The sequence below is a fragment of the Nonomuraea guangzhouensis genome, from assembly GCF_019396345.1.
Taxonomy (GTDB): Bacteria; Actinomycetota; Actinomycetes; order Streptosporangiales; family Streptosporangiaceae; genus Nonomuraea; species Nonomuraea guangzhouensis.
In genome coordinates, this window is sequence record NZ_JAHKRM010000037.1 from 64725 (window position 1) to 87038 (window position 22314).

Sequence of the window (22314 nt, forward strand, 5' to 3'; positions counted from 1 at the left end):
CTGCTAGAAACCGCATACTTCGGCATCCGGACGGAAGGAGTGCGCTGGAGCTGGGGGCTTCTCGTCCCAGGTGTCACCGAGGAGGGCGGCACTTTGCCCGAAACACGCAGCAGTATGCGGTAGTCTGCAGTTCTAGGCCTGTATCACTCCTCAGTTGCGCTGATCCGTAGCGCGACTACCGCAGAGATGGGAGGGTCAGTGACCCTTGACGAAGAGGACCGGCAGCGGCGTCTACCTGCGGGTCGTAAAGCCCAACTGGCGGCATATGTCGCAGAGGCTGGGCAGGTCACGGTCACCGCACTCGCAGAGCGCTTCGGCGTCTCCATCGACACGATCCGGCGGGACCTGGACCAGCTCAGCGCCGACGGCGTCCTGGTCCGCACCTATGGCGGAGCGGTCAGTCAGTCGACTCTCTCCCGGGTCGACCGGGCCGTGGACGTGCGGCTCAAGATGGAAGAACGGGAGAAGGAGAAGATCGCGGCGCTTGCCGCGTCGCTGGTGGACGATGGGTCAATCGTCATGATCAACGGCGGTACGACCACCCTTGCCGTGGCCCGGAACCTGCGTAACCACCGGGATTTGACCGTGGTGACGAACAGTCTGCTCGTGCCCCCGGCGCTGCCGCCCTCGGCCGTCCGCGACGTGTACCTCTTCGGGGGCGCGGTCCGCACTCTCACGCTGGCTACTGTCGGTCCCGTCAGCTTCCGGGGGTCCGACGGAAGCGACCTGGACATCAGCTGCGACCTGGCGTTGATCGGCGTCGGCGCCGTTTCGGCGGCCGCCGGGTACACGACGAGCAACCTCGCCGAGGCGGCGATGATGCGAGAGATGATCTCCCGGGCGGGGCGCGTGGCGATCCTGGCCGATTCGTCCAAGTTCGGCCGCCGGCTCTTCGCCCAGGTGTCCGAGCTCGGGGTCGCCGACTACTTCGTCACAGACGCCACTCCGCCGGCTGATCTTCTGGACGCGCTGAAGGAGAACGAGGTAGAGCTGATCACGCCGGAGACTCTCGAAGGCGCCCAGGATCTGCAGTAGTCCGGATCACGCCAGCGGTTCGGAGGTGCGGTTCTCCTCGGTGGCGAAGGCTCGGCGCACCCGTACCGCCAGCACGATCAGGACGACGGGAAGGAGCGTGTACGCCACCCACATGAGCGTGACCGGACTGCCCGCCTCTTCCGAGGACCCCGCGCGCGATGACGGCGGGAGCCAGCGGCATCAGGATCGCGACAGTGCATAAGGCAGGCACGGAGGATTTCGACGACACCAGCGACGCATCTATCGCTCGCGTCGCGATCATGTCAAACCACGGGTACGCCGAGGCCGGAGAAGAAGTCGACCACGGCGCGTGGCGAGTCCGGGGCGAAGCACATGTCCAGCCCTTGGGCCGACATTTCAGCCGCGGCCGCAGCGCGGGGGAACATGGCCGTCTCGTACTGCGCCAGGGCGGCCTCCACGTCGTCCTCGTGCGCGACGATCGCCAGCGCCAGCTCCGTTCCGTCGAGCAGGGCGAGGTTGGCTCCCTCACCGGCGAACGGCGACATCACGTGCGCGGCGTCGCCGACCAGGGTCACGCCGGGGATGCGGGGCCAGGAGTGGCCGGTCGGCAGGGTGTAGATGAGTCGCAGGATGATCGTGTCATCACATTTGCGGATGAGGTCGGTCAGGTCGGGGCTCCAGTCGGCGAACTCCTTGAGCAGGGCCTCGCGGGCGGCGGTCGTGTCGGTCCAGTCGACGCCGCGGGTGGCCGCCCAGTCCTGCGGCACCCGTAGCGAGGCGCCCAGGTGGATGTCGGTGCCGCCGTGGCCCATCAGGGCCTTGTTGTCGGACAGGGCGAACATGCTGCCGGGGCCCACGAGGGCGGCCAGGTCAGGGTGGCGCACCTCGACGTCGGACAGATGCAGCTCCAGATAGGAGATCCCGCCGTATCGCGGGGTGGCCGCCGAGACCAGGGGGCGCACCTTGGACCAGGTGCCGTCCGCACCGACCAGGAGGTCCGCGGTGGTGCTGCCGCCGTCGGCGAAGGTCAGCTCGTGCCGACCGTCGTCGAGGGTGCGTGCCGTGGTGACCTTGTGGTTCCAGACGATGCGGCCGGGGTCGAGTGACCTGATGAGCAGGTTGCGCAGTGCGGTCCGCTCGATTTCGGGGCGGCCGCCGTAGCCGCCCTCGGGCTCGTGGTCAATGAAGACCGTGCCCGCCTTGTCCAGGACTCGCATGGTCTCGCCCTGTGGCTGGGTGAGCCGGCGAAACTGCTCGTAGAGGTCGGCCTCGCGCAGCGCGTACTGTCCGGACTCCTCGTGCATGTCGAGGGCGCCGCCCTGCCCGCGGGCGTCGGCGGACGCCTCGCCCTCGTACACGGTGGACTCGATGCCGTGCATCTGCAGTACGCGCGCCAGGACCAGGCCGCTGAGGCCGGCGCCGACGATGGCGATGGAACGTGGGGACATGGTGGGCTCCTATGCGCTGCGCGCCCAGCGCGGAAAAGTCGGCTGCCACGTCGACCGCTGAGGCGACGGTGGCCAGGGAGTCTGAGCGCGATCGGTCGAGCTCATGAGTGTCAACGTAGCACGAACATGTTCGTTACGATAGCGTTCGTTACGAAGACGTTCGGCTCGGATTTCACGTCGCGTCTCAGCGCCGTTCGGAGGAGATGCAGAAGTACACTTCCGGGAAGTGTGTTTCTGTAAGTTTGGAGAGACTCGGTGATCGGAAAGCCAGAGCGGGTCTTCGGCCGGGAGAGAGAGTGGCAAGGGCTCGTCCGGTTCGTGTCCGGTGGAGATAGGGCCACGCCGTTGGCCGGTGCTGCCCTCGGTGTGGTCAGCGGGCGTCGGCGGCAGGGGAAGAGCTTCCTGCTGCAAGCCTTGGCCGAGGCGACGGGAGGGATGTACTTCGCCGCAACCGAGGCGACCGAAGCCGAATCCCTCCGGTTGTTCGCCGATGCGCTGGTGCGCCACACCCGCGAGATCCCCGATGCTCCCTTCCGGGATTGGAATGACGCGATCGCTCACCTGTTCCGGAGCTTCGGTGACCGGCCGGTGCCGGTGGTCATCGATGAGTTCCCGTTCCTGTCCAGGACTTCACCGGCGTTGCCGTCGATCATCCAGCGGGAGCTCGGGCCCGGAGGTAGCGGGCGCGACAGTGCGGCGCGATTGGTGCTCTGCGGGTCGGCGATGTCCGTGATGGGCGGCTTGCTGGCGGGGCAGGCGCCGTTGCGCGGAAGAGCTGGGCTCGAACTCGTCATCCACCCCTTTCGCTATCGGGACGCCGCGGAGTTCTGGGGAATCTCGGACCCGCGGCTGGCCGTGCTCGTGCACGCGATTCTGGGCGGGACGCCGGCGTACCGGTACGAGTTCACTCAGGGAGATGTACCGGCGAGCCTGGCGGATTTCGATGACTGGGTCGTCCGGACGGTTCTCAATCCGCAGACGCCGCTCTTTCGCGAGGCGCGTTACCTGCTGGCGGAGGAATCGGATATCCGCGACCCCGCTCTGTATCACTCGGTGCTGGCCGCCATCGCCAGTGGCAACACCACGAACGGTGGGATCGCCAATTACGTCGGACGCAAGTCTGATCAGATCACCCACCCCCTGAACGTCCTGGAGGATTGCGCGCTGGTCGCGCGCGAGCCCGACCTGTTCAGGTCCCGGCGGTCCCGCTATCGCATCGTGGAGCCGCTGATCACGTTCTATGAGGCCATCATGCGGCGGCGCTGGCCGGAACTGGAGATCCACCGGGCGGAGAATGTGTGGGGATCCGTGCGGCAGACATTCCTCGCCCAGGTCGTGGGTCCCCACTTCGAATCCCTTTGCCGGGACTTCGCGCTGGACGCGGGGGAAACGCTGTATGGCGGTTTTCCGGCTGAGATCGGGTCAGGAGTGGTGGGCGATCCCGCGAAACGGACCCAGATCGAGATCGACGTGGCGGTTCTCGCCGCGCAAGAACCTGGGCAGCCTCGGAGAATCCTGTCGCTCGGTGAGGTCAAATGGGGTGAGGTAATGAGCCATCATCACCTGGAACGCCTGGCCAGGGCTCGTACGCTGCTCGAGCAGAAGGGTTATGACACCCGTGACACGATTCTGGCCTGTTATGGGGGATGTGGCTTCACGGAGGAGTTGACGGCGTACGCCGATGACGACTCCCGGACCATGCTCGTCGGGCTGGAGCGCCTCTACCAGGCCTGACCCTACGCGGCACACGGCCTACCTGGCGATGATCCGTACATCCCCCGTGTTGCTCTTCGCCACGATCGTTCGGTCGCTCTCCGTGCTCTTGATCTCCGATTGTTCGGCTCCGTCCTTGCTCCGCGCCGTGACCCGGTAGGCGCCGGCGGGCACGGTCGCCGTCACCTGGCCGTCCTTGGACAGGAGGTCCAGGTTGGACGGGGGGACGGCGAAGGACAGGTTGATGGCGCCGGTGTTCGAGCGGACGCGGACCGAGGGGGATTTGAGGCGTTCGCCGGTGATGGTGGCGTCGTCGCTCAGGAGGCGGAGCTTGCCGGCCATGTCGTACGCCTTGATGGAGCCGCCGTTCGAGACGTCCACGTCCTGGGTGAGGTTCTGGAGGATGACGCCGTCGTCCCCGCCGTCGACCGTGAGGCGGATCCCCGGCGGGACCTTGACGTGGTAGCGGGCGCCGCAGTCGCCGAAGACCACGGTGCAGTTGGCGCTCAGGCGGAGGGTGCCGTCCCTCAGCGACCATGATGCGTTGCCGTCATCGGCTGCCTTGCCGCGGAGCCAGCGTTCCACCTGCACGGTCGTGCCGGTGCCGGGCATGATGCGGAGGCCGCCCATTGAGGATTTGATGGCGAGCTGAGGGCCGGTGTAGGGGAAGGACTGGGCGGTGTGTACGTCCTTGGCGTCCAGCTTCAGCGCGCATCCGGTCAGCCCGATCAGTCCCGCCAGCGCTAAGGCCGTGGTTGTTGCCGTGATTCGCCTCATGTCACGATCGTGGCCCGGCGCGGGGGTGTCGCCATCGGCCATTCGACCGATTGGACATCCGCCATTCGGTTGTCTTCGAAGCCGCTGGAAAGTCCTACAAGGCCGCCAAGAGCTTCGTCACATGGGAAAGCGGTTCCGCGCCGACAGGGCGTACCGCCACCGTGTGCACCCCGGCCGCCCCCAGCTCCCGCACCCGCTCGGCGGCCTCCTCGGCCGAGCCCGTCGCCATGACGACCTCCTCGGGCCGCACCTTGAGGAACTTGGCGTGTTCGACGGCGATGTCCCAGGTCGCCTCACGGGCGTCGGCACCGATGTACAGGTGGATGAACGCCACCACTTCATGATCGGCCGGCGCTCCGATGTGGCCCAGGAGCTCGGGGAACCGCTCGGGGGCGAAGCCTTCCGGAAGGATCGTGCCCTGGGCCACCCGGCCCGACAGGGCGAGGGAGCGGGGGTTGAGGACTCCCGCCAGTACGGGGGGCGGCTCGGCGGGCGGGTGTACCAGGGAAACGCCGTCCAGGTGTACGGAGCGCCCGTGCAGCGTCACCGTCTCGCCGCGGAGCAGGCCGCGGACAGCGGTGATCGTCTCTTCCAGGAGCGCGAGCGGCGACGGGACCGCGGCGCCTACCTGACGCATCCAGTCCTGGACGCCGTGGCCGATGCCGGCCGCGAGGCGGCCCGGGTGGAGGCGGGCCAGATTGGCCAGCTCCATGGCCAGGAGCATCGGGTTACGCAGGGGAGCGGGGGTGATGCCGAGGCCCACCCGCAGATGGGAGGTGGCAGCCAGCGCTGTGGCGGCCGAGGAGATGGCGCCCGTCCAGCCCAGGTCCTCCACCACCCACAGGTCGTCCACCGCCGTGCCGTCCAGCTCCCTGGCGAAGGGGACCAGCTGCTCGGGCGGCAGGTCGCGGTCGAACATGACGCCAAGTCTCATGATGTCCTCCAATAAAGCCTCAGACTGCCCTCCAGTAATAGCGGAAAAGCCGCCCGACCTCCGAGTAGCCCGCCCGCCGGAACGCGTTCGCCGTGGGCGCGTTGCCGACGTCCGTGGCCGCCACGATCCGTTCGACCCCCGTCTCGGCCAGCGTCGCGGTGCCCTTGGCCAGCAGATCGTTGACGTAGCCGTGGCCCCGGTGCTCGGGCACCACGCCGATGTACGCGATGGAATGATCATCCGGCGCCACCAGCCCCACGGGCGAATCGCCCAGGTAACCGACGACGAACCAGTCGGGCTTCCCCTTGCGGTTGATCAGGTCGTCGTACATCCACCGCGCCTCGTGCTCGGCGCCGGCCGTGGCCACCTCCACCTGCGTGTCGTAGTCGAGCGAGCCCTCCGAGATGCGTACCAGCAGCTCGAGTACGGAGTCGGCGTCGAGGCCGCGGGCGGGGCGGTAGGTCAGCCGGCCCGGATCGACCGGGACGTCGCTCCCGGCCGGCCATTCGAGCAGGAGCCGCTCGACCTCCATCGCGAACCCGGCGCCGAGCAGGGCCTGGTGTTCGACGGCTCGGTCGACGACCGGGGTGAGGCCGGGTTTGAGGGAGATGTCGTGGATCATCTTGTCCAGGCCCATCTCCGACAGGGCACGGCGCAGCAGGCCGGCGGCGAGCGCGGGGTCGGGGCCGGGCTCGAACTGCCAGGTGATGACCGGGTCCGCGCCGCGGAAGGGCGCCCAGAACGCGAGCCGGGCCTGGCCTTCGGTGAAACACCACTCCGGCCGCGTCTTGCCCTCGTCGAAGGCGCCGGCCAGCTGGGATCGAGCAGGTTCGGGGAACTGATCGAACAACGTGGAATGCCTCCGCGGACGAACGAAGCGGGAACGAAGCGGGAACGAAGCGCGCTTGCCTACGAGACTGCCGTAAGGCGCGCCACCGATGTCATGGACATCGTTTAGCACACCTCCGGCGATTGCTCGATCTCAGGCAGCCGTCCCGAGAGCCGTCCGCGCGTCCAGCAACGACGAACTCGTCTCGAAGTGCCGGTCGAGGTTCGTGATCGTCAGCAGATGGCTGATCATGCCGGGCGCGAGGACCAGGATGAATCTGCCGTGCGCGTGCTGTACGTGGTTGAGGGTGGCCACGAGCACACCCAGTCCCACGGAGTCGCAGAAGGGCACGTCGGTGAGGTCCAGCACGAGTTTCGGCGGATCCACGGAGGCCAGCACCTGATCGAGTGCGGCTTGGAGGCGTGGAGCGCCTGCCACGTCAAGGTCTCCGACGGCGTGCAATACGGTAAGCGGTTCGTCTCGCCACGACCTGACCACCATGGCTGTCACGTGCCCGAACAGCAGAGAGATATGCCTATTTTTTACAGATGTTCTGGGTCGCGGTTTTGGTTGTGGGGGTCGCGGTGGGCTGAGCGCTTGGCGTGGTCGCGGTCTTCACTTTACCGATCTTCGGCTGGTCGCTGCCGACGATGACCTCGATGCCGTCGGCGTCGCTCTGGCGGAGCTCGGCCCCGGGAATGGCGGCGGCGACCGTGCGGGCCGAGTCCTCGCGGCCGGGACCGTAGCGGACGACCGTCTTCTTGTAGTCCTTCTTCTTGGTGTTGCCCGGCGTGCCGGGCACGTGGAACCCGGCGGCGACCAGCGCCGTCTTGGTGCGCGCGCCGAGACCGGTGATGAGCGTGCCGTTGCTCACCTTGAGCGAGATCCGCTCCGGCGGGATGGTCGGCTTGGCGGAGGCCGACGTGGACGAGCTGGGCTTGGGGCTCGGCTTGGCCAGGTCCTGGTCGGCCTTGATCTTGGCGAACATGTCGCGGGCCGCCTGCTTGTCCCAGAGCACCGCGGACTCGCCGGTCGGCGCCTTGAAGTCGACGTTGGACAGCGGCACGTCGGCGAACTTCACGTTGTCCAGCGAGACGTCTCTGAGCTGGGTGGCCAGGCCGATCAGGTCGTCGTCGGGGTCGACCTTGATCGTGCTCAGCGTGGAGTTGACGAACGAGGTGAGCCGGGCCGGGTTGGCCAGCGTGTCGGCGCTGAGCGCGCGGTTCAGCAGTGCCGAGATGACCTGCTGCTGCCGGCCGATCCGGTCGAGGTCGGAGCGGGCGGTGGCCCGGGTGCGGGCGTAGCCGAGCGCCTGGGCGCCCTTCAGCTCGTGGGTGCCGGCCGTGAGGTTGAGCCCGGACTTGGGGTCGTTGATCGCCACGGGCGTGCAGACGGTGACGCCGCCGAGGGAGTCGACGACGTTGATGAAGCCGAGGACGTTGACCTCGATGTAGCGGTTGATCTGCAGCCCGGTGGCCTGCTCGACGGTCTGGCGGGCGAGCTTGGGGCCGCCGAACTGGTACGCCGAGTTGATCTTGTGATCGCCCTTGCCGGGGATGGTCAGCCAGGTGTCGCGGGGCAGGCTCACGACCGTGACCTTGGTGTGGTCCTCCGACAGGTGGATCACCATCATGGTGTCGGTGCGCTGGCCGGCCTCGCGGCCCAGCTTGAGCTCGTTCTGCTGCTTGCGGGTGAGGTCGTCGCGCTTGTCGACGCCGACGAGCAGGATGTTCATGGCGCCGCGGGGGGCCGCTTCGGTGACGCCCGCGTCGACCGTGCCGATCCGCTTCGGCGTCGCCCACACCACGCCGGTGCCGGCCAGGACGCCCACGGACAGCACTCCCGAGAGGATCAGGTGGCGGCGCCGGCGTTTGGCGCTCTTCAGCGGCCTGCGCGTGCGCCCGCCCACGAGCCTGACGCCGCCGTACGCGTCGCCGCCCACGTGCACCCCAGCGTCCTGCTCGCCCGGGTCGCGCATGCCCTGCTCCCCTCGTGCCACCGCGGGATTGCCGTGTTCCCCTGCTCGTACAGTAGCGTGAGCCCCGCCATGAAGCAGTTCCCCGACTCGCCGCACGCGCCAGCGGAGACGCACGGCTGGCCGCCCATCTCCGTCGTCATGCCGGTCCTCAATGAGGAGCGGCATCTACGCGAGGCCGTAGACATGGTCCTCGCCCAGAGCTACCCAGGTGAGATCGAAGTCGTTCTCGCCGTGGGGCCCTCACATGACCGTACCCAAGAGGTCGCCGACGCCATCGCGGCGGCCGATCGGCGCGTGACCGTGGTGCCCAACCCCACGGGCCGCACGCCCAATGCGCTCAACGCCGCCATCAACGCCTCCCGCAACGGCATCATCGCCAGGGTCGACGGGCACGCCATGCTGCCCTCCGACTACCTGCGCGTCGCCGTGGAGACGCTGAGGGAGACCGGCGCCGACAACGTCGGCGGCGTCATGGCGGCCGAGGGCATCACGCCGTTCGAGAAGGCCGTCGCGTGCGCGATGACCTCCAAGATCGGCGTGGGCGCGGCCGCCTTCCACGTGGGCGGCACGGCGGGTCCCGCCGACACCGTCTACCTGGGGGTGTTCAGGCGCGCCGCGCTCGACCGGGTCGGCGGTTATGACGAGCACTTCCAGCGGGCCCAGGACTGGGAGATGAACCACCGGATCCGCCAGACCGGCGGACTGGTCTGGTTCCAGCCGCGCATGCGGGTCTCCTATCGTCCGCGTCCCAACGTGAAGGCGCTGGCCAGACAGTACTTCCACTACGGGCGCTGGCGCCGGGTGGTCTCGCGCACCCACGAGGGCACGATCAACCTGCGCTACCTGGCGCCGCCCGCCGCGGTGCTGGCGATCCTGCTCGGCCTGCTCGTCTCGCCGTTCTTCCCGCTCGCGCTGATCGTGCCCGGCGGCTACGCCCTCGCCATCGTGGCCGGGTCGGCGCTGACGGGCAGCGGACTGCCGGCAGCGGCCAAGACCAGGCTGCCGATCGTGTACGCCGCGATGCACATGTCCTGGGGCTGGGGGTTCCTCACGAGCCCGCGCAGACTCGCTCGACCCCCGCGCTCAAGCTGATCGAACAGGTACGTCTATCACCTGCCCGGTCAGGTCGGAGATGAGAACGTCGAGTGAGGCCTGGGCGACCGCGCGCCCAGGCTCCTCACCCAACTCGACGCAGTTGACCCGGATGCCGTCGCCGGCCCACTCCTCGGCGAGCGCCCGCGTGAGGTCGACGACGGCGGCCCTCGTCGAGGAGCTGAGGCTGTGGCCGGCCCCGCCCCCGGTGCGGAGCAGCAGGTGGCCCGCGCTCTCGCGTAGGTGCGGGTAGGCGGCGCGGGCCACGTTGACCGGGCCCAGGTAGTCGACGGCCACGATCTCGGCGAGGGTCTCGTGGGTGAGCTCGGTGAGCTTGCCCACGTGCGGCGCGCCCGCGTTGCCGACCACGAAGTCGATCCGGCCCACTTGCGCCAGCGCCTTGGCCACCGAGTCGTAGTCCTCCACCCGCACCCCGTTCTGGGCACGCGAGAAGGAGTGCACGCGGGCGCCATAGCCGGCGGCGAGCTCCGCCAGGTCGGCGCCGCCGTCGAAGACCACCATGGTCCGGCCGTCGAGTGCCTCGCGATAGTCCCGCGCGCTCGGGCGGGGCGCGTCGGCGCCGGCGAACTGGAGGAGCTTCTCGGCGATGTACACGTCCACCGGGTGCGTGATCTTCATGTTCCGTTCGCTGCCCGGCACGATGTAGATCGGGACGTCGGGCAGGTAGCGCAGCAGCACGCCGCAGTCGTCGGTGGCCGGCCGCTGATCGAAGTCGGGGTCGGCGAAGGCCCGCTCGTACGCCTCGCGGATCAGCGACAGGCGGAAGCACTGTGGTGTCTGGGCGCGCCGCAGCCATGACCTGTCGGGAATGTCGCGGATGATGTCGCCGCCTGGTCCGGGAGCGGCCACCAGGATGGTGTCAGAGCTCGGGATCGCCACCTCCACGGCCGAATACGTCCGCAGCGCCCTGACACACTCCGTGATGATCCGGGGCTCCAGGAGGGGCCGTACAGCGTCGTGCAGGAGCACGTTGCACTCCTGCGGGCCCAGCGCGTTGAGCGCGCGCCACGTGCTCTCCGTACGGCTCGCGCCGCCCTCGACGATCTGGCCGACCTTGTCGAACCCACCCTTCTCCACGATCTCCCTGACCGTGCCGGTGAAGCCCGGGGCCATCAGCACCACGATCTCGTCGATCTCGGATGAGCCGTTGAACAGGGCGAGAGTGTGCTCAAGGATCGTCCGGCCGGCGATCTTGATGAGCTGCTTCGGCGTGTCGAGCCCGACACGCCGGCCCACACCCCCTGCCAGGACGACCCCTACGGTGCGCAGCCGAGATTCCATACGGCGAGGGTAACGGTCCGGTTCCGTGATATCGCGTTGCCCTGTCGCTACGCTGTGTCCACGCTCTCCCTCACGAACGGGAGGAGTCCTGCGCTGTGACCGATTCACTGAAGCCTGTTTCACTCACCCGCGAGAGCACGACCTCGGTGGTGCTGCTCGCCACGACACCGGCCTGCAGGCTCTCCTGCGCCGACGGCACGCTGCTCGACCGGCTCAACGGCCAGCTCGCCGAGCTGTCCGTCCTTGACGTCCAGGTGGTGTCCCCGAGCGACGGGCTCGGCGGGCTGAGCGCCGATCTGCGCGGCATCGCCAAGATCGCGCGGGTCGCGCCGGGCCCGGTGGTCGTGCTGCCCGCCGACCTCGTCGCCCACACCGACGCGCTCGCGCTGCTCCTGGAGCATCCCGCGCGCGACACGAGCGCCCTGGTCTCCTACGACGCCACCGCGGCGCCGATGCGGCCGCCCGTACGTGTCGAGAGCGGCAAGGTCGTCGCGGCCGGCAGCTCCTTCCACCTCGTCCCCGAGGCCAACGCCACCTTCCGCGGCGTGCTCCAGGCGCGTGAGACCGACCTGACCGCGCTGGCCGACGTCGCCGAGGAGCTGGCCGAGCTCGCCGAGATGGGCAAGCTGGGCCCCGTCACCACCGTCGAGGCGGTCGATCTGCTGCTGGTGGGCCTGGTCAGGTCGGGTGTGGTCGTACGCGCCGCCTCGATCGGGCAGCTCCACTGCGACCGGGTGACCGGCCAGGTCTCGGCCGACAACGCGCTGGGCAGGCTCGCCGACGTGGACGAGTCCCGGGTACGCCTGGACTCCGCGGTCAAGTCGAGCGACGGCTTCTTCAGCACCTACTTCGTCTCGTCCTGGACGCGTTACCTCATCCGGCCCGCGGCCGCGCTGAAGCTCACGCCCAACGCCGTCACCGGCATCTCGATCGGCCTGGCCGTGCTGTCGTCGATCTGGTTCGCGGCGGGCAACCGTCCGGCGCAGCTCGCCGGGGCCGTGCTGCTCTACCTGTCGTTCTGCCTCGACTGCCTGGACGGCCAGCTGGCCCGCTACACCCGCATGTTCTCGCCGCTCGGCGCCTGGATCGACTCCATGGCCGACCGGCTGAAGGAGTACGTCGTCTACGTGGGGCTGGCCTTCGGCTACGCCGCCGGGCTGCCGTTGAGCGAGGGCGGGCCCGACGGCATCTGGTATCTCGCCGTCGCCGCGATGATCCTCCAGACGGTACGGCATTCGATCAACTACGCCTTCGGGGCCGCGGCCAAGGACGCGGGCCGTATCGGCGTCCCGGGGGGCAAACCGGCGACTCCGCTGCACGAGTCGGCCGACGGCGGGCGCTACGCCGTACCCCCACAGGGGGTGCTCCGCCTGGCGCGGCGCATGGAGCGCGAGAAGGTCCTGTGGTGGCTGAAGAAGATGATCGTGTTGCCGATTGGGGAGCGAATGGCGCTGATCGCGATCACCGCCGGCGTGTACAACGCCCGGGTCACGTTCATCGCGCTGCTCGGCTGGGGCGGGGTGGCGACTCTCTACCTGCTCGCCGGCCGGATCGCGAGGTCGGCGCGATGAACTCTGTCCACATGACACCCGTGCCGCGCAGCACCGTCGTGGCCTATCGGGACGACGGGCCGCTGTCGCGCGGCATGGGAGCGCTCGTGTCGGGGCAGCTCCCGCCGCTGCCCCCGCTGATCGCCGGGGCGTTCGTGACCGGCGTGCTGCTGCTGATCGGGGTGGCCGGGTCCGACGGGCTGGCGGTCTTCGCGCCCGCCGTGACGCTGCTGCTGGCCGGGCCGGGCAGCTCCCATCCGCATGACGGCCGGCTCGACTGGCTGGTGCCGCCGGTCCTGCGACTGATCGAGTACACCTTCATCGCGGCCATCGGGTTCGCCCACGACGTGCCGCCGGTGCTGATCTTCGCGCTGCTCGGCGCGCTGGCCTTCCACCACTACGACCTGATCTACCGGCTGCGCCAGCGCGTCTATCCGCCGCCGTGGCTCAGCACGTTCGGGCTGGGCTGGGACGGGCGGATGATCGTGGTCTCGCTGGCGGCGCTCGTGGGTTTCGTCACTGGCGCTTTCGTACTGCTCGCCCTGTATCTGTGGGCCCTGTTCGGGTGGGAGAGCCTCACCTGCTGGCTCGCCACGGCTCCCTCCAGAGTGGCCGCGGCCGAGACGGAAACGCGAGACTAACGGCCGATTACCCAGGGAGGGCCTAAAGGCAACTAACCTTTGGGTCCTAAGTAGTCATGCCCGACAGAGGAGTGGACGTTGCTGGGAATGGTGCTGGCCGCTGGAGCCGGACGACGCCTGCGACCGTACACCGACACGCTGCCGAAGGCACTGGTGCCGGTCGACGGTGAGACCACGATCATGGACATCTCCCTGCGCAACCTCGCCGAGGTGGACCTGCGCGAGGTCGTGGTCGTCGTCGGTTACGCGGCGCAGGCCGTACACGAGCGGAAGGACGCGCTGGAGAAGCGGCACGGCGTCAAGCTCACTCTCGTGCACAACGACAAGGCCGAGGAGTGGAACAACGCCTACTCCCTGTGGTGCGCGCGCGACTACTTCGCGCAGGGCGCGCTGCTGGTCAACGGCGACACCGTGCACCCCGTCTCGATCGAGAAGACGCTGCTGTCGGCCCCCGAGACCAGCGACATCCTGCTCGCGGTCGACAACGTGAAGCGGCTGGCCGACGAGGAGATGAAGGTCACGCTCGACGGCCCCGACCTGAAGCGGATCACCAAGCTGATGGACCCGGCCACCGCCTACGGCGAGTACATCGGCGCCACGCTCATCCGCCCCGGCGCCGCCGGGCGCCTGGCCGACGCGCTGCAGGCCACCTTCGAGCGCGATCCGCAGCTCTACTACGAGGACGGCTACCAGGAGATGGTCGCGCGCGGCGAGCGCATCCACGTCGCGCCTATCGGGGAGGTCGACTGGGTCGAGGTGGACAACCACGACGACCTGGCGAAGGCTCGCACCATAGCCGTTCGTTACTGAGGAGGCGGGTATGCCGCTTCTAGCGCGGATGCTGCCCGCGCCGCTGGCCATCATGGTCAGGCGCGGCGCGGTCGCGGAGCTCGGCGCGCTGCTGGCCGACACCCGGGTGGCGACCTCCGGCCGGGTGGCCGTGGCCGTGGGTCCCGGGCAGGGCGACCACATCGAGGGCCTGATCGCGCCCACGCTCGACGAGGCCGAGGTGTTCAGGGTCGCCGACGGCTCGGTCGACGCGGCCGTCTCGCTCGGCGCCGACCTGCGTAAGGGCGCCTACGAGGTGGTCGTCGGCGTCGGCGGCGGCCGGACCATCGACGCGACCAAGTACGCCGCCTCGCTGGCGGGCATCCCGATGGTCGCCGTGGCCACGAACCTCTCCCACGACGGCATCTGCTCGCCCACGGCCTCGCTGGTGTACGACGGCGGCAAGGGCACGTTCGGCGTGCCGATGCCGCTGGCGGTCCTGGTCGACCTCGACTTCGTGCACAGCGCGCCCGAGTCGCTCGTCCGGTCGGGAGTCGGCGACGTGGTCAGCAACCTGTCGGCCATCGAGGACTGGCAGCTCGGCAACGTGGAGCGCGGCGAGCCCATCGACGGGCTGGCCTGCTCGATGGCCCGCATCGCGGCCGAGGCGCTGATCGGCCGGGTCGACTCCATCGAGTCGGATGCCTTCCTCACGATTCTGGCGGAATCGCTGATCATGTCAGGCATGTCGATGGTGATCGCTGGCTCGTCTCGGCCCGCGAGCGGTGGAGACCATGAGATCCTTCATGCCGTGGATCAGCTCTTCCCCGGCACCTCCAATCACGGCGAACTCGCCGGGATCGGTGCCGCCTTCTGCTTCTTCCTCAGGGAGGACGCCGCCCGGCTCAAGCAGGTCACCGACTGCCTGCGACAGCACGAGCTGCCCGTCGTCCCGGCCGACATCGGCTTGACCAGCGAGCAGTTCGCCGAAGCCGTCACGCTGGCGCCGGCCACCCGTCCCGGCCGTTACACGATCCTGGAGCACCTGCGTATGCCGGAGTCCGAGGTCCGCGATCGGGTGGGGGACTATGTCCGGGCCTTCGGTAGCTGAGCTCCGGCGGGTCGCCCAGCCCGCCGGACACCTTGAGCGCAGAAACGGTGAGCACTGGGCGGGCGTGCTCTACATGCGCCGGCTGTCCATCTACGTCACCTGGTTGATGACCAAGACGTCCGTCACGCCCAACCAGCTCACCTGGGTGATGACGGTGGCGGGGATCCTGGCCGGGGTCGTGCTGGCCCTGCCGGGGCTGTGGGCCGCGGTGGCCGCCGCCCTGCTCGTACAGGTCTATCTGCTGCTGGACTGTTCCGACGGCGAGCTGGCCCGCTGGACCGGGCAGACGTCGCTGGTCGGCGTCTACCTCGACCGCGTCGGCGCCTACTTCACCGAGGCCGCGGTGCTCGTCGGGCTGGGCTGGCGGGCGTCGGCCGTCCTGCCTGACTGGTACACCGTGCTGGGCGTCGCCGCCGCGCTCGGCGCGATCCTCATCAAGGTCGAGACCGACCTCGTGGATGTGGCCAGGGCCAAGGGGGGCCTGTCGTCAGCCACCGAGGCGTCCGTGGGGCAGTTCCGATCGGGGCTGCTGGGGCTGGCCAGGCGAGTGGTGGGGGCGACGAAGTTCCACCGGATCATGCAGCCGATCGAGCTCTCGCTCCTCGCGGTCGTGACCGCCGTCATCGACGTGGTCACCGGCGATCTCATGGCCTCGCGGGTGCTCGTGGTGGTCTGTTTCGCGGCCGCCGCGCTGCAGACCGTCCTTCATCTGGTCAGCATCCTGGCATCGAGGCGGCTTGTGTGAACGCACATCGGAACCGGCGGGGCCTCCCGCTCGTCGTATTGATCGGATGTCCGCCGTTCGGTGGGGGTTCACGTACGGTTCCGATACCCTTAGCTCCACCAATATCAGGAAATATGCATACCAGCAGACTCGGTGATCATGAAAGAATGCTCCGCCCGTGTTCTCGACGCGTCAGGACGATGACCCGTTGAAGATCTCGTGCGTCATCCTCACCATGGGCAACCGGGTCGCGGAGCTGACCCGGGCGGTCGAGTCCGCGCTCAACCAGATCGACGGCGACGTCGAAGTGGTGATCGTCGGCAACGGTGCCGACGTGCCCGAGGTGACGGCGACGCCACCCGTGGGCTCGTCCGCGACCGTGAAGACGGTCCGGCTCGAACGCAACACCGGCATCCCGGCCGGCCGCAACCGCGGCGTCGAGGAGTGCTCCGGTGATGTCGTGCTGTTCCTCGACGACGACGGCTGGTACGCCAACCAGAAGGTCGTGTCCCACGTCCGCGACCGCTTCGCCACCGAGCCCGACCTCGCGGTCATCTCCTTCCGGGTGATGGACCCCGACGGCGGCATCGGCCAGCGGCGCCACGTGCCGCGCCTGCGCGCGGGCGACCCCGAACGCTCCTCACCCGTCACCACCTTTCTCGGCGGCGCCTCAGCCATCCGCCGCTCGGCCTTCCTCCAGGTGGGCGGCCTGCCGGAGCGGTTCTTCTACGCTCACGAGGAGACCGACCTGGCGTGGCGGCTGCTGGGCGAGGGCTACCGGATCGAGTACGACGCCGAGACGGTCATGTACCACCCGCAGGTCCCGCCGACCCGGCACGCCGAGTTCTACCGGATGAACGCCCGCAACCGGGTGTGGCTGGCGCGGCGCAACCTGCCGTGGCCCCTGGCGGTCATCTACCTGCTCGACTGGGTGGTGCTGACGCTCATCCGGGAGCGCCGGTCCGGGGTGGCGATCAAGGCGTGGTTCACCGGGTTCTTCGAAGGACTGCGGACACCGGCCGGCGAGCGCCGCCCGATGGCCTGGCGCACCGCCTGGCGCATGATGAAGCTGGGTCGTCCGCCCATCGTGTGAGCCAGTCCTCAGACATCTGATGACTCTTGATAGCCTGCCCCGATGGATCCTGTTACGGGTGGGGCTGTGCTCCGCGCTGTCGAGGTCGACGTCGTGCGTGACGGGGCTTCCCTGCTGCGGTCGATCTCTATGACCGTCGCGCCGGGGGAGCACTGGGCGCTGCTGGGCCCCAACGGGGCCGGGAAGAGCACGCTGCTGGACCTCCTCGGGGCTGTGAAGCATCCCACGCGCGGGGTCGTCGAGGTTCTGGGCCATCGGCTCGGCCGGGTCGACATGCGGGAGCTCCGCTCGTTTCTGGGGCACGTCAATCCGCGGCACTCCCTGGAGTCCAGCCTCCGGGTCCGCGACCTGGTGCTGACCGGGGCCACCAACACCATCGAGCTCGTCCCTCGCTGGGCGCCCACCGCGGAGCAGGAGGAGCAGGCCCTGCGGCTGATCGGGGTGATGGGGATGGCCCGCAAGGCCGAGGCGCGCTGGCCCCACCTGTCCCAGGGAGAGCGGGGACGGGCGCTGATCGCGCGGGCCCTCATGCCGCGGCCGCGGCTGCTGCTGCTCGACGAGCCCGCCACCGGGCTGGACCTGGCCGCCCGGGAGCAGTTGCTCGCCAGCCTGGACGTGCTGCGCAAGGAGCACCCCGCGCTGGCCACCGTACTGGTGACCCATCATCTGGAAGAGCTGCCCGCCAGCACCACGCACGCGCTGCTGTTGCGGGAGGGGGAGTGCATGGCGTCGGGTCCGGTGGACGAGGTGCTGACCACCGACCTGGTGAGCAAGTGCTTCGACCACCCGGTGCGGATCAGCCGCGTCGACGGACGGTGGAGCGCTCGGGCCTAGATGGCCGCCGCGTCGCCGAAGGTCATGGCCGCGCGGGCGACCGTGGTGGTGAGTAAGGGGCGCTTCGGCAGGCCCAGTTCGCTCAGCTCCTTGGCTATCGGGTGGTTGCCCAGCCGGATCAGCGCGCCGCCGGGCCGTATGCGGACGCCACGGGTCTCCACCGACCACGGGACGCGGCGCGTCACGCCCTCCCGATGGGTGAAGGCGTCCAGCGGGACCAGCGCGCCCGCGCTCGGCGCGGGCATGCCCGGTTTGAGCAGCAGGTCGAGCACCAGCCGCCCGTCCTTGCGCAGGACGCAGCGCTTGTACGGCGAGTCGAGCCGCAGGTCGATGTCGGCGAGCTCCTTCGGAAAGCCCCAGATGCGGCGGCCCGCCTCCAAGGTGAACCCCTGATCGACCGGCAACCAGTGGATGAAGACCCCGGCCCGCCGCAGATCGCCCAGCCCGACCGACTGCGCCACACCCGGCGGGCGCACCAGGAACGCCACGCCGAACTCGTGGTAGGCGTCCAGGTCTCCCTCGCGGTAGTCGACGAACACCAGCACGCAGATCGCCTTACCGGGGAACACCTCGGCCGCGTCCAGGCCCGAGTAGGCGATCACCGCCCTGGCGGCGTCGGCCCGGACGGGATACATGACACTGCAGACCGTGGCGTCTCTCACCTGGACGGGCATGCTCACCGTGCGGCCCTGGATCAGATGCGAAGACATGACTCCAGTACATCAACCGGAAAGCCGTGTGACCATTCCTCCTCGGATCCCGTCTGGTCTGTTGTGACATTCGTAAGAACGCGGAGGGCATCATCATCGAGGAGCTGTACCGCGAGCACTGGGCGCTCGTGTGCGGGTTCCTGTTACGCCGCACCCGCGACCCCCATCTCGCCGAAGACCTGGCCCAGGAGACGTTCGTCAAGGCCACCAGGGCGCTGCTCGGCTGGCGCGGCGAGAACGCGGCCGCGTGGCTGCTGTCCATCGCCCGCAACGTTCTGGTCGACCACGTCCGGCGCCACCGCCGCGAGCTGGCCCTGCCCGACCCCGACGAGCTCGGTGTGCCCGCGCTGCACGTCGAGTCGCTGGCCGTCCGCGACGCCCTGGACCGGCTGCCCGACCAGCACCGCAGACTGCTCGCCCTGGTCTACTTCGAGGGCTTCTCAATGGTCGAGGTGGCCGCGATGACCGGCAAGAAGCACGCCACGATCAAGACCGCCGTGTGGCGGGCCAGAGCCGCCTTCGCCGACATCTATGGAGTCCCCCATGACTGAAGACGACCTTCTGCCCATGCCCGACTTCGACCCCAAGGCGACCCGCCGGTCCGTCCGGCGAGGTCTCATCCGCACCGCGATAACCGTGCTGGCGGCGTTGATCGTCCTCGTCCTGGTGGCGACGGTCGGCTCCAGCATGATCCAGCAGCGTGGTGACCGGGAAACGCGCATGACGGACGTGCTCGGCACTGCCTTCAAGATTTACAACCCCGCCTACGACATCCAGGTCCAGGATTGGGGTGCCACCACGCCGCTGTCGATGTCGTTCACCGTGAACGCCCGCCCGATGCGGGCCTACGGGGGCTTCGTCGCTGGTTACGGAGGCGCGGAACATGTCATCACCCAGGACTTCTTCGGTCACGTGGGCAGGTTGCCGCTTGGCAACGACGCCAAGACCACGCTGAGCAGGGCGCTGGCCAACGTGAGCACCGGCAACCAGCCTAAGAAGGACACTCGCAAGGTCCTGGCCAGGCTCCCGGAGGACCTCAACGCGCTGTCGGTGATCGAGTTCGCCAGGCCGCTCACCACCCAGGAACTGGGCGCCTTCACTGCCAGGTACAACTCATCCGCCGAGAAGGTGGTATACGAGCGGCGCCCCAGGTCGATCCCCATCACGTGGGGAGGAATGACGTTCTGGGACCGAGCCCCGATGCCCGAAGATGACCACTCGATCGAGCCCGATCAGGCGATCAGGCTGGACCTCGAGAGCTTCCGCCGCTGGGTGGGCATCCTCAAGGACTACGACGACGACAACCTGCACGACTTCGACCTGAGCCTGGCCCGGCTGCGCAAGGCCGCGAACGACGGCTTGGCGTATGCCTACGTGGACATTGAGGCCAAGATCGGCGACCTGCGGAAGATCATCGAGGACCCGCTGGTTCAGACGGTTCGGGTGGCGGACACCACCTACGACCTCGAACGGCCCTAGACCGCCAGAGAGTGGGCGCGCACCTGAACCCCCGCCCACCTCTCCATTTTGGCCACGAACTCCGCCGCGTGGTCGGGCCAGTGATGACGCAGCCGGGCCTCGGCGTGGCCGCGTGCCCCCAGGGCGGCCCGCCGCTCGGGGTCCTCCTTGAGATCGAGTACGGCGTTCACCAGCGCGTCCACGTCGAGCGGCACCACGACCCCGCACCCGACCCGCTCCGCCATCGAGCCGTGCGGTGTGGTGATCACCGGGAGCCCCCGGCCCATGTAGTCGAGGATCTTGGTCGGCGTCCTCGTGCCGGTCTCCGCCGACAGGGACAGGCCGGCCAGGGCGCCCTCGGCCATCCGCAGGGCGTGGCGGTTCGGGACGTACCCGAACCAGTCGAGCAGCCCGACCCGCTGCGCGTCCCGCAGCAGCGGCCGGACCTCACGGTCGGCGGCGCCGAGCAGGTCCATCCGGATGCCGTGCGGGACGAGCCGCTCGGCCAGCCCGATGAGCTCGGAGACGCCGCGCTCGGCGGAGAGCCGCCCGATGTGCACCACCCTGGTGTCGCCGGGCGGGGGCGGCGCCGCCGACACCAGCGTGGCCTCCGGCACCACCGCGGAGGTGACCACGTGGTGGCGCCGCTCGGCCCGGGACAGCTGCCTGGCGGTGACCTGCTCCCGTACGTCCCAGACGATCGGCGGGTGGTGGAAGGGCAGGGTGTGCAGCAGACGGTGGTCGTGCAGCACCAGCAGGTCGGCGCCCCTCAGGCCGCGCTTGAGCGCCGCCCGCGCCCGGCCGTAGCCGGCGTTGCGTGATACGTCGATCGCGGCGACGCCCATCGCGGGGGTCACGTTGTAGTAGGTGAAGGGCGCGACGTAGGTCACCTCGTGGCCCGCGTCGAGCAGCGCCCGGATCTGCCGATGCATGATCCGGGCGTCCTCGGGATGGTGGACGGTGGTGGCTACGCATACACGCATGCGGTCGATGCTGCGCCGCTACCCGGTCAATGGCGTAAATGCTGGGGGAATTGCCGCTTAACTTCCTGACGGGCGGCGGTAGAGCCACGTCAGCCGAGGTTCGAGCACCCACTTGAACACGGTGCGCGTCTCGGGCAGGCACAGCACGATCGCCAGGGCGAAACAGCTCGTACTGATCGCCAGCACTCCGAGCGGGCCGTGCAGCCAGGGCAGCTCCAGCCACCCCTGGTCCTTGGCGATGAGGACGGGGATGCCGTGGAGCAGGTAGCAGTAGAGGGTGCGGGTGCCGAGATCGGTGAACCAGGTCTCGCGCCTGGGCACCAGCGCCAGGACGGCGTAGGACATGGCCAGCCCGCAGATCAGCAGCCCGGTGCGTACACCGAGGCCCATCCACCAGGACAGGTCCAGGTCCTGGAAGCTGTGCTTGTAGTAGAAGGGCTTCAGCGGCGCCTTGGGCGCGATGAAGATCGACACCGCGGCGGCGCCGAGCACCACGAACACCGAGACGATCTTGATCCACCGGCGGTCGAGCAGGTCGAAGTGCTCGGGCTGCATCACGAGCCCGATGACGAAGAACGGCATCAGACCGAAGAAGCGGTCCATGCTGAAGTCACCGGAGATCTGCGAGAACCCGGCGAACAGGTAGATCGCGATCGCCACCGGGATCGGGTGTTTCATCCGCTTCCACACGGGGGTGGACAGGCGCCAGAACAGCAGCGCCAGCAGGTACCAGTTGATCCACGCGGGATCGATGATCGTGAGGCTCCACTTTTCGCCCAGGCCGAGCCGGACGAGCGCGTAGCCGACCTCCACGATGACGTACGGCACGACGAAGGTGTCGACCAGCTTGTTCGTCTTGGCGTTGGAGTTCCAGAAATTTCTGGACAGATAGCCGCTGATGAGCACGAACAGCGGCATGTGGAAGGTGTAGATGAAGATGTAGAGCGACCTGGCCGAGTCGGTGGACAGCGTCGGCACTAACGAGTGGCCGACGATCACGAACGCGATCAGGACGAACTTGACGTTGTCCAGGTAGGGATCGCGCTTGCGCTTGGGGGCCTCGGGCTGGGGCTCGGGGGCCGGCTCTGGCTCCGGTCGCTCCTGGTCCTCGTCCTGCTCCTGGTCCGTCTTGGACGGGCCGACGCCGTGCGGATCCGTCTTCTCACTCCAGAAAGCCTCCTCCGGCAGTGGCCACTGAGCTCCTGTGCTCGCGGGGCCGGTGGCCTCATCGGCGTCACCCGTGTCGGGGGGCGTCGTGACCGGTGGGGAGTGCTTGGTGTCAGACACTACGGAGTCGCTCAGCTTCACTCGGGGTCGGGGGAACGCGACAGGCAGCCCGCATGCACGCGTCCTTGACGAGTGAGACGAGCCGC

22 protein-coding genes are annotated in these 22314 nt (G+C 68.8%); 12 read left to right on the forward strand and 10 right to left on the reverse strand.

The window, feature by feature from the left end; translation table 11 throughout:
• Positions 1–198 precede the first annotated feature (198 nt).
• Entirely contained in the window at positions 199–1035 is an 837-nt protein-coding gene (locus KME78_RS51705; protein WP_219537392.1) for a DeoR/GlpR family DNA-binding transcription regulator, read from the forward strand.
• A 263-nt stretch (positions 1036–1298) separates the two neighbouring features.
• Here KME78_RS51705 and KME78_RS51710 read toward each other — a convergent pair whose 3' ends face one another.
• Complete coding sequence (locus tag KME78_RS51710) at positions 1299–2444, reverse strand: FAD-dependent oxidoreductase (protein WP_219537393.1); 1146 nt, start codon at positions 2442–2444, stop codon at positions 1299–1301.
• Positions 2445–2789: 345 nt separating this feature from the next.
• On the opposite strand from KME78_RS51710, the gene KME78_RS51715 reads away from it, so the two are divergent.
• Positions 2790–4178: an AAA family ATPase gene (locus KME78_RS51715; protein ID WP_246654283.1), complete on the forward strand. Its 1389-nt coding sequence runs from the start codon at positions 2790–2792 to the stop codon at positions 4176–4178.
• Between the two features lie 18 nt (positions 4179–4196).
• Here the strand turns inward: KME78_RS51715 and KME78_RS51720 are convergent, their stop codons facing one another.
• The 5 genes from KME78_RS51720 to KME78_RS51740 all read right to left on the reverse strand — a co-directional run bounded on the left by KME78_RS51720 (position 4197) and on the right by KME78_RS51740 (position 8675).
• Entirely contained in the window at positions 4197–4934 is a 738-nt protein-coding gene (locus tag KME78_RS51720; protein WP_219537394.1) for a DUF4097 family beta strand repeat-containing protein, read from the reverse strand.
• Between the two features lie 94 nt (positions 4935–5028).
• Positions 5029–5868, reverse strand: coding sequence for an LLM class flavin-dependent oxidoreductase (locus KME78_RS51725; protein WP_246654289.1), 840 nt, complete (start codon positions 5866–5868; stop codon positions 5029–5031).
• A 19-nt stretch (positions 5869–5887) separates the two neighbouring features.
• On the reverse strand, positions 5888–6718 hold the full coding sequence (locus KME78_RS51730; RefSeq protein ID WP_219537395.1) for a GNAT family N-acetyltransferase: 831 nt from the start codon (positions 6716–6718) through the stop codon (positions 5888–5890).
• 132 nt (positions 6719–6850) lie between these two features.
• Positions 6851–7198 (reverse strand): STAS domain-containing protein, encoded by a 348-nt coding sequence (locus KME78_RS51735; RefSeq protein WP_219537442.1) that lies wholly within the window; start codon positions 7196–7198, stop codon positions 6851–6853.
• A 34-nt stretch (positions 7199–7232) separates the two neighbouring features.
• Complete coding sequence (locus tag KME78_RS51740) at positions 7233–8675, reverse strand: LCP family protein (RefSeq protein WP_219537396.1); 1443 nt, start codon at positions 8673–8675, stop codon at positions 7233–7235.
• A gap of 69 nt (positions 8676–8744) precedes the next feature.
• Here KME78_RS51740 and KME78_RS51745 point away from each other — a divergent pair, with 69 nt between their 5' ends.
• Positions 8745–9767 (forward strand): glycosyltransferase family 2 protein, encoded by a 1023-nt coding sequence (locus KME78_RS51745; RefSeq protein ID WP_219537397.1) that lies wholly within the window; start codon positions 8745–8747, stop codon positions 9765–9767.
• Here the strand turns inward: KME78_RS51745 and KME78_RS51750 are convergent.
• The gene (locus tag KME78_RS51750; RefSeq protein WP_219537398.1) at positions 9759–11069 is read right to left on the reverse strand and encodes a bifunctional cytidylyltransferase/SDR family oxidoreductase; all 1311 of its coding nucleotides are present in this window, start codon (positions 11067–11069) and stop codon (positions 9759–9761) included. The genes KME78_RS51745 and KME78_RS51750 overlap by 9 nt on opposite strands.
• Before the next feature lie 95 nt (positions 11070–11164).
• On the opposite strand from KME78_RS51750, the gene KME78_RS66770 reads away from it, so the two are divergent.
• From KME78_RS66770 to KME78_RS51785, 7 genes are all read left to right on the forward strand, one after another.
• On the forward strand, positions 11165–12640 hold the full coding sequence (locus KME78_RS66770) for a CDP-alcohol phosphatidyltransferase family protein (RefSeq protein ID WP_308127447.1): 1476 nt from the start codon (positions 11165–11167) through the stop codon (positions 12638–12640).
• A complete protein-coding gene (locus KME78_RS66775; protein WP_219537399.1) occupies positions 12637–13260 on the forward strand; it encodes a DUF5941 domain-containing protein in 624 nt (207 codons plus the stop codon). Before KME78_RS66770 ends, KME78_RS66775 begins: the two co-directional genes overlap by 4 nt.
• A gap of 78 nt (positions 13261–13338) precedes the next feature.
• The gene (locus tag KME78_RS51765) at positions 13339–14070 is read left to right on the forward strand and encodes a phosphocholine cytidylyltransferase family protein (RefSeq protein WP_219537400.1); all 732 of its coding nucleotides are present in this window, start codon (positions 13339–13341) and stop codon (positions 14068–14070) included.
• Between the two features lie 28 nt (positions 14071–14098).
• Complete coding sequence (locus KME78_RS51770) at positions 14099–15139, forward strand: iron-containing alcohol dehydrogenase family protein (protein ID WP_219537444.1); 1041 nt, start codon at positions 14099–14101, stop codon at positions 15137–15139.
• The gene (locus KME78_RS51775) at positions 15117–15884 is read left to right on the forward strand and encodes a CDP-alcohol phosphatidyltransferase family protein (RefSeq protein WP_219537401.1); all 768 of its coding nucleotides are present in this window, start codon (positions 15117–15119) and stop codon (positions 15882–15884) included. The genes KME78_RS51770 and KME78_RS51775 overlap by 23 nt, the downstream gene beginning before the upstream one ends.
• 187 nt (positions 15885–16071) lie before the next feature.
• Positions 16072–16956: a glycosyltransferase family 2 protein gene (locus KME78_RS51780; protein ID WP_219537445.1), complete on the forward strand. Its 885-nt coding sequence runs from the start codon at positions 16072–16074 to the stop codon at positions 16954–16956.
• A 42-nt stretch (positions 16957–16998) separates the two neighbouring features.
• Entirely contained in the window at positions 16999–17790 is a 792-nt protein-coding gene (locus tag KME78_RS51785) for an ABC transporter ATP-binding protein (protein ID WP_219537402.1), read from the forward strand.
• On the opposite strand, the gene KME78_RS51790 is transcribed toward KME78_RS51785, so the two are convergent.
• Positions 17787–18500, reverse strand: coding sequence for an acetoacetate decarboxylase family protein (locus tag KME78_RS51790; protein WP_219537403.1), 714 nt, complete (start codon positions 18498–18500; stop codon positions 17787–17789). The two genes, KME78_RS51785 and KME78_RS51790, sit on opposite strands and share 4 nt — an antisense overlap.
• A gap of 104 nt (positions 18501–18604) precedes the next feature.
• Here KME78_RS51790 and KME78_RS51795 point away from each other — a divergent pair, with 104 nt between their 5' ends.
• A complete protein-coding gene (locus KME78_RS51795; RefSeq protein ID WP_281429118.1) occupies positions 18605–19051 on the forward strand; it encodes an RNA polymerase sigma factor in 447 nt (148 codons plus the stop codon).
• The gene (locus KME78_RS51800; protein WP_219537405.1) at positions 19044–19979 is read left to right on the forward strand and encodes a hypothetical protein; all 936 of its coding nucleotides are present in this window, start codon (positions 19044–19046) and stop codon (positions 19977–19979) included. The genes KME78_RS51795 and KME78_RS51800 overlap by 8 nt, the downstream gene beginning before the upstream one ends.
• Here KME78_RS51800 and KME78_RS51805 read toward each other — a convergent pair.
• On the reverse strand, positions 19976–20941 hold the full coding sequence (locus tag KME78_RS51805; protein WP_219537406.1) for a glycosyltransferase: 966 nt from the start codon (positions 20939–20941) through the stop codon (positions 19976–19978). The genes KME78_RS51800 and KME78_RS51805 overlap by 4 nt on opposite strands.
• Positions 20942–20998: 57 nt before the next feature.
• A complete protein-coding gene (locus KME78_RS51810) occupies positions 20999–22228 on the reverse strand; it encodes an acyltransferase family protein (RefSeq protein WP_219537407.1) in 1230 nt (409 codons plus the stop codon).
• Between the last annotated feature and the right edge of the window lie 86 nt (positions 22229–22314).

What these genes read in the sequence shown, in the direction of transcription:
- KME78_RS51710 (WP_219537393.1), bottom strand. Translation starts at nt 2,444, where the DNA reads ATGTCCCCACGTTCCATCGCCATCGTCGGCGCCGGCCTCAGCGGCCTG.
- KME78_RS51720 (WP_219537394.1), bottom strand. Translation starts at nt 4,934, where the DNA reads ATGAGGCGAATCACGGCAACAACCACGGCCTTAGCGCTGGCGGGACTG.
- KME78_RS51725 (WP_246654289.1), bottom strand. Translation starts at nt 5,868, where the DNA reads ATGAGACTTGGCGTCATGTTCGACCGCGACCTGCCGCCCGAGCAGCTG.
- KME78_RS51735 (WP_219537442.1), bottom strand. Translation starts at nt 7,198, where the DNA reads ATGGTGGTCAGGTCGTGGCGAGACGAACCGCTTACCGTATTGCACGCC.
- KME78_RS51740 (WP_219537396.1), bottom strand. Translation starts at nt 8,675, where the DNA reads ATGCGCGACCCGGGCGAGCAGGACGCTGGGGTGCACGTGGGCGGCGAC.
- KME78_RS51745 (WP_219537397.1), top strand. Translation starts at nt 8,745, where the DNA reads ATGAAGCAGTTCCCCGACTCGCCGCACGCGCCAGCGGAGACGCACGGC.
- KME78_RS51750 (WP_219537398.1), bottom strand. Translation starts at nt 11,069, where the DNA reads ATGGAATCTCGGCTGCGCACCGTAGGGGTCGTCCTGGCAGGGGGTGTG.
- KME78_RS66775 (WP_219537399.1), top strand. Translation starts at nt 12,637, where the DNA reads ATGAACTCTGTCCACATGACACCCGTGCCGCGCAGCACCGTCGTGGCC.
- KME78_RS51770 (WP_219537444.1), top strand. Translation starts at nt 14,099, where the DNA reads ATGCTGCCCGCGCCGCTGGCCATCATGGTCAGGCGCGGCGCGGTCGCG.
- KME78_RS51775 (WP_219537401.1), top strand. Translation starts at nt 15,117, where the DNA reads ATGTCCGGGCCTTCGGTAGCTGAGCTCCGGCGGGTCGCCCAGCCCGCC.
- KME78_RS51785 (WP_219537402.1), top strand. Translation starts at nt 16,999, where the DNA reads ATGGATCCTGTTACGGGTGGGGCTGTGCTCCGCGCTGTCGAGGTCGAC.
- KME78_RS51790 (WP_219537403.1), bottom strand. Translation starts at nt 18,500, where the DNA reads ATGTCTTCGCATCTGATCCAGGGCCGCACGGTGAGCATGCCCGTCCAG.
- KME78_RS51800 (WP_219537405.1), top strand. Translation starts at nt 19,044, where the DNA reads ATGACTGAAGACGACCTTCTGCCCATGCCCGACTTCGACCCCAAGGCG.
- KME78_RS51805 (WP_219537406.1), bottom strand. Translation starts at nt 20,941, where the DNA reads ATGCGTGTATGCGTAGCCACCACCGTCCACCATCCCGAGGACGCCCGG.